The following is a 6,045-nucleotide window of genomic DNA, read 5'->3' as shown; positions in this document are numbered from 1 at the left end:
GCGATCTGCGCCACGTGGCGTGCGCCGTGTATGTCCGCATGGCGCGCTACTATGACACGCACCGAAAGACCGGCATCGTGGCAAGTTTATTTGGGGAGGAGACGGCAATGCCCTACACCATGTTTGCCTCGGCCGTGTTCTTTGCGCCCGAGCGCCACGAGGACTGCGAATACCGTCTGGACCCCATCCATATCTACCGTTGCCAAAACGGTTTTTGGGAATGCATGCGGATTCACGGCAGCAGACAAAAGAGCAGCAAACTTGGCGAGGTGATGCGCGCCTGCGACCAACGCCTGCGCCTGGCGCTGGACCCCGCCCATCCCCTTAAGGAAGAAAAGGTCCCCAAATATCTGGCCAAGATTATCGATGACGAGATTGTGGCATGGCTTTCGTGGGACGCCGCACACCAGCCCGTCAAGATCGATATCGATTTGAGCCAGCTGGGGCACATTCGGAGCGCTGCCGCACAAACGCGCGAAGCGCTTTTGATCGACGAGGAACGCGAGGACGGCGCGTCCGCAGAAGCCGAGGCAGCGGACTCAGGGCAACCGGAAGCCGAGCCCGTAGCCGACGCGACGGTCGAGGCGGTCGCAGGGCAGGACGAGTCCGACGAGCCGACCATATCCACCGAACAGTTTGGTGTCGTGGCACCGCTTCTCGCGCCGACGCCCGCGTTCGCAGCTGCTGCGCCCGCTGACGCCACGAACGAACTCGCGCCCGCCGCAGACGCCTATCTCCGCGCGCTGCTCGAGCACAACGCAGTACAGGCGGAATCAGCGGTAGCGCAATCGGGGCAGAGCGAGGACATGCTCGTCGATACCATCAACGAGGCGCTCTTTGACCTAGTGGGCGACACCGTAATTGAATTTAGCGCGGCAGGGCCGCAGATTATCGAGGACTACGAAGCAGACGTGAGAGGATACCTAGACCATGAGTGATACCGCATCCGCAGCACCCCGCGTGCCCAAGCGCGTCGCCGCCGTCATTCTCAACTCGCTCAAGGGCGGCGTGGTCCCGCGCATCGGCCTTCCTTACATCACCGTAGGGCGCGAGGTCGAGATCCGCGCCCTGCTCACCGATCTGAGTCTCATCGCCGACGGTGGCGCGAGCTTCCGCTTTCTGGTCGGTCGTTACGGCGCCGGCAAGAGCTTTTTGCTCCAGACTATCCGCACGCACGCCATGGGCGAGGGATTCGTCGTCGCCGATGCCGACCTGTCGCCCGAGCGCCGCCTGCAGGGCGGTCAGGGACAGGGCCTTGCCACCTACCGCGAGCTCATCCGCAATTTATCGACCAAGACGCGCCCCGAGGGCGGTGCGCTCAACCTTATTCTGGATCGCTGGGTCGCCTCGTGTGCCGACGTCGACGAGTCGGTCGTCAATGCCCAACTGGCCCCGCTCGAGGAGATGGTCCACGGCTTCGACTTCACCCGCATGCTCCGCCGCTATCGCATGGCCGCATCCGGGGGCGACGAAGAGGCCATGAGCCGCGTGACCAAATGGATTCGCGGCGAGTACCGCACCAAGAGCGAGGCACGCGCCGAGCTGGGCTCCTCGACCATCATCAGCGATGACGACTGGTACGACTACGTTAAGCTCATTGCGCGCTTTTTGGTCTGCAGCGGCTACAAGGGCATGCTGGTGCTCATCGACGAACTCGTGAATCTGTATAAGATTCCCAACGCCATCACGCGCCAATACAACTACGAGAAGATCCTGACCATGTACAACGACACGCTCCAGGGCAAGGCGCAGTACCTGGGCATGATCATGGGCGGCACGCCAACCTCCATCGAAGACCGCCGCCGCGGCGTGTTCTCCTACGAGGCCCTGCGCAGCCGACTCGCTCAGGGCCGCTTTGCGCGCGAAGACCTTAAAGACATGCTCGCGCCCATCATCCGCCTGCAGCCACTCACCTATGAGGAGTTGCTGGTGCTCATCGAAAAACTCGTGCAGATCCATGCCGGCTACTTTGGCTGGACGCCCACGCTTGCCGAAAACGACTTGGTGGACTTTCTCAAGATTGAGTTCGGCCGCGTGGGAGCCGATACGCACTTGACGCCGCGTGAGGTTATCCGTGACTTTATCGAGTTGCTCGACATCCTATGCCAGAACCCTGACGCCAACGTAGCCGAGCTGCTGCAAAGCGTCGGCGGCGACGCGCTGGCGCCGGCAGCAACAACAGGCGACACCGACACCGCAAGCGGCGACCGTAACTTCGCCGAGTTCACCATCTAACCTACCAAAAAGGGACAGGTTTATTTTGGCAGGTTTTATCTGGGCAAACGTCGAAGCAGTAATGCAGCAAGCCACTGCCCACCGCGTTGAGAGATTCGTTTTTGAAAGGAGGCCCCGTGAACGCCTTTGACCGCTACGCCCCGTTTATCCAAGACTTCATCTACTCCCACGATTGGGAGAGTCTACGCTCCATCCAGGTTGCGGCGGCAGATGCCATCTTTAACACGCAGGACAATGTGCTCCTGACGGCATCCACGGCTTCCGGCAAAACCGAGGCGGCCTTCTTTCCCATCCTGACCGAGTTTTGGGAGAACCCGCCCGCGAGCGTGGGCGCCCTCTACATCGGCCCCCTCAAAGCGCTCATCAATGATCAGTTCGTCCGCCTCAACGACCTCTGTGAAGAGGCCGATATCCCTGTCTGGCACTGGCATGGCGATGTCTCGCAGTCGCACAAGGCTAAGCTCATCAAAAAACCGAGCGGCATCTTGCAGATTACGCCCGAATCACTCGAGGCACTCCTGATCCACAAGCACATGGCAATCCCGCGTATGTTCTGCGACCTGCGCTATGTGGTCATCGACGAGGTCCATTCGCTCATGCGCGGCGACCGCGGCGGGCAGACGCTCTGCCTTATCGAGCGTCTTTCGCGCATGGCGGGCGTGCGGCCCCGTCGCATTGGCCTTTCGGCCACCATCGGCGACCCCGAGCGCACGGGCGCCTTTCTCTCGCAGGGAACGGGGCGCGACTGCGTTATCCCCCGTTTTGAGGAACCGCGCCGCGTGTGGCGTATCTCCATGGAGCACTTTTACAACTCGGGTCCCCAGGCTCAGCAACGAGGATTCGTAGGCACAGGCCCACAAGAAGCCGAGGTGCTTGCTTGCGAGCGTATTGAGACGGCGGCGCCCGCGGCGCTGCCCGTCAGCACCCAAGACATGTGCCATGGCGGGCAACTCACACAGGAGGAACGCCGTCAACGTCGCGAGCAGGCGCGGGGCAAGGCCGCTCCCAAAGACCGTCGCACTTCCTCGGCCCCCGAGGGCGAAGTCGACATCCCACGAGCGACCGAACAGGCGCTTCTCAACCCCACCGACACCGCACCCGACAACGCCGACCCCGGTATGGGCTATATCTTTGAGCATACGCGCGGGCGCAAGTGCCTGGTCTTTGCCAACTCGCGCGAGGAGGCAGAGGCCGTGTGCTCCATGCTGCGTAGCTACTGCGAGAGCCGGCACGAGCCCGACCGCTTTCTCATCCACCACGGCAATCTTTCGGCATCACTGCGCGAGACGGCAGAAGAGCTCATGCGCGACGAGGAACAGGCACAAACGACCGTCACCACCTCTACGCTGGAGCTCGGTATCGATATCGGCCGCCTGGAACGTGCCTTCCAGATCGACGCGCCGTTTACCGTCAGCTCCTTTTTGCAGCGCATGGGGCGCACAGGCCGTCGCGACCTTCCGCCCGAGATGTGGTTTGTCATGCGCGAGGAAGAGCCCGAGCCGCGCACGATGATGCCCGAGACCATTCCGTGGAAGCTCCTGCAGGGCATAGCACTCGTACAACTCTATCGCGAGGAAAAGTGGGTCGAGCCGCCCGAGCTCGATCGACTCCCCTACAGCCTGCTCTATCACCAGACTATGTCGACCCTCGCCAGCACCGGCGAGCTCACGTCGGCCGAACTTGCCCAACGCGTGCTCACGCTCAGCTATTTCCACCGTGTCTCGGCAGACGATTACCGTGTGCTGCTACGTCACCTCATTAAGATCGACCATATCCAGGTCACCGAAGGTGGCGGGCTCATCGTGGGTCTCGCGGGCGAGCGCATCATCAACAACTTTAAGTTCTACGCCGTGTTTCAAGAAAACGAGGAGTTTACCGTCCGGAGCGAATCGGCCGAGCTGGGCACGATCGTTAATCCGCCCCCGCCCGGTGAGCGCATCGCCATCGCCGGCCATTGCTGGATTGTCGAGGAAGTGGACTGGAAGCGCCACACTGTCTTTGCCACGCAGGTCAAGGGCCGGGTGCCGGCCTACTTTGGCGACTGCCCCGGCGACATTAACACGCATGTGCTCGAGCGCATGCGCAAGGCGCTCAACGAGCACGCGACATATCCGTACCTTATGGGTAACGCACGGGCCCGCTTGGCGCAGGCTCGTCATACCGCCGAGATTTCGGGCGTGGGAACTAAGCCGCTCATCAACCTGGGTGGCGACACCTGGGTGCTCTTCCCCTGGTTGGGCAGCTACGCCTTCCTAGCACTCGAGCGCATGCTTAAAATCAAATGCGCCGCTGAGCTGGGCCTTCGCGGACTCGACCCGTCACGCCCGTACTTTATGCAGTTTAAGATGAAGGCCGACGAGGAGACGTTCCTTGAGGTGCTCGCCGCCGAGGCAGAGAAGGACTTCGATCCCATCGAGCTCGTCTATCCTGGCGAGGTGCCTTACTTTGACCGCTACGACGAGTTTGTTCCCGAAGAGCTCGTGCGTAAGGGCTTTGCCGAAGGCGTGCTCGACATAGAGGGCATGAAGCAGCGCGTTCTCGGCTGGCGCGGCCACGCCTAAGACCAGTCTTTTTGGGACGGGGAGACTTATTTGTCGTGAAGGACGGTGCCGAGGAAGTCGGTGTCGAAGGGCACGGCTTCGGCAAAGGCATAGTCGCCGTCGCTGGCGATGAGCAGGAAGTTTTCCTCGCCACCGAACTTCGCATCGCCACATGGGACCACCCAGGCGTGGACGAATACCTCGAGTGCCGTGGCAGCGCAGTCGCGAAGGAACGTCACATCGCTCCCCTCGTTTGCGCTCACGATATTGGCCACGTAGATACCCCCGGGGTTCAGGCTGCCCCGCACCAGGCGCAGCGCCTCAACGGTCGCCAGCTCGCGCACGGGCTCGGCACCGCCAAAGCAATCGCTCACGACCACGTCGTAGCGACGATGGCCCACGCTCGTCACACCCAGATACGAGCGAGCCTCGGCGGTAATCACCCGCAGGCGATCGCCCACCGCGTGCTCCAGTTCATCCAGATAGAACCAACGGCGCGCCAAGCGCGTTATCTCTCCGTCATACTCGATGACGTCCACGCGCAAGCCCTCGTGCGACATCAGCGCAAATTTGGGATAGGCAAACCCACCGCCACCTAGCATAAGCATACGGTTGATACCGTGACCATAAGCGTCGCGCATCGCATCCTCGGCCTCAAACACGTCGTCAAACGCGCGATAGTACGCAAAGACGGGCTCCACCCAGCGCTCGCCAACGTAACTCGCGCTTTGGTAGACGCCGCCTTGCACCAATACGCGGACTTCGTCGCCGCCCTCATCGTGCACGCGTTTCACACGCGCCAACCCATTGCGGGTTCGCGCAACCTGCAGACAGGCAGCACGAACAGCGACGGCGGCCGCACCAAGCGCCGCGGCTCCCAGAGCAACGCCGGCAACGACGCCAGCAGAAACACTCGGCTTGTTCATTTAGAGCTCCTTTTGCAGATAGAGTCCATGGTCGTAAAAACCCAAATGGCGATAGTACTCGCGCGTACCAATCGCGCTGATAACGTTGATGCGCGCATAACCCGCATCCCGCGCCATCTGGCACGCACGCTCCACCAGCGACCGCCCCAGTCCATGATGCTGAGCCGCCTGGCCTTGATCTCCCATGCGCGCCGCCATGCCGTACACGTGCACCTCGCGAATCATCGCCTCGTCCGGCGCCGTCGGCAGCTCGTCCGCGTGCGCGGCAACAAACGAACGATCGGGCAGCGACAGGCGCAAAAAGCCGGCGATCTTGCCTTCGGGCGTCACCCACTGCAAAAAGC

General features: G+C 61.8%; 5 protein-coding genes. 3 read left to right on the top strand and 2 right to left on the bottom strand.

The window, feature by feature from the left end; genetic code table 11:
• The 3 genes from Q0G75_RS09255 to Q0G75_RS09245 all read left to right on the top strand — a co-directional run.
• Positions 1-938: tellurite resistance TerB C-terminal domain-containing protein (locus tag Q0G75_RS09255; protein ID WP_294417981.1), on the top strand; the 938-nt coding region annotated here is incomplete at its 5' end.
• Entirely contained in the window at positions 931-2,235 is a 1,305-nt protein-coding gene (locus Q0G75_RS09250) for an ATP-binding protein (RefSeq protein WP_294417980.1), read from the top strand. The genes Q0G75_RS09255 and Q0G75_RS09250, both read left to right, overlap by 8 nt.
• Before the next feature lie 116 nt (positions 2,236-2,351).
• Positions 2,352-4,796 (top strand): DEAD/DEAH box helicase, encoded by a 2,445-nt coding sequence (locus Q0G75_RS09245; RefSeq protein ID WP_294417979.1) that lies wholly within the window; start codon positions 2,352-2,354, stop codon positions 4,794-4,796.
• A gap of 26 nt (positions 4,797-4,822) precedes the next feature.
• Here the strand turns inward: Q0G75_RS09245 and Q0G75_RS09240 are convergent, their stop codons facing one another.
• Both Q0G75_RS09240 and Q0G75_RS09235 read right to left on the bottom strand, forming a co-directional pair.
• Complete coding sequence (locus Q0G75_RS09240; protein WP_294417978.1) at positions 4,823-5,701, bottom strand: spermidine synthase; 879 nt, start codon at positions 5,699-5,701, stop codon at positions 4,823-4,825.
• The coding region (locus tag Q0G75_RS09235; protein ID WP_294417977.1) for a GNAT family N-acetyltransferase at positions 5,702-6,045 on the bottom strand (344 nt) is incomplete at its 5' end.

The sequence above is a fragment of the uncultured Senegalimassilia sp. genome, from assembly GCF_934636665.1.
Taxonomy (GTDB): domain Bacteria; phylum Actinomycetota; class Coriobacteriia; order Coriobacteriales; family Eggerthellaceae; genus Senegalimassilia.
The sequence above is the reverse complement of the archived record's forward strand: the minus strand, read 5'-3'. Positions and strand labels throughout refer to the sequence as shown.